The sequence below is a fragment of the Bordetella sp. 02P26C-1 genome (assembly GCF_009763255.1).
Lineage (GTDB): Bacteria > Pseudomonadota > Gammaproteobacteria > Burkholderiales > Burkholderiaceae_B > Bordetella_A.
Window position 1 is genome coordinate 1 of the sequence record NZ_WSJB01000035.1, and the last position, 244, is coordinate 244.

The 244-nt window shown below is 44.7% G+C and carries 1 protein-coding gene; it reads right to left on the minus strand.

Translation table 11 applies throughout. From position 1 onward, the window contains the following. Nucleotides 1-20: 20 nt before the first annotated feature. Nucleotides 21-244, minus strand: a 224-nt coding sequence (locus tag GOQ28_RS18695; RefSeq protein ID WP_236844412.1) for a hypothetical protein, incomplete at its 5' end; no start/stop codon positions are given.

Sequence of the window (244 nt, forward strand, 5' to 3'; positions counted from 1 at the left end):
TTAAAGAGCAGGTACTGCGTTTACTGCTTGCCTCGCTGTGTTAGCAGCAGAGAAACGAGATTATGAAGGCTTTTTTTCAAGCTGTCAAGTCGTTTTGTTTTGTTTTGCATTTCACAGAACGTTTCGACTTGAACTTCACAATCGCCGTTTCCGGCATCTCGACATTTTAGCACACATTCGGGAAAACCCCAAATCGCTTTGTTAGTTCGCATCCGGGTAAACCCTGAATTCTCACCAACTGCCG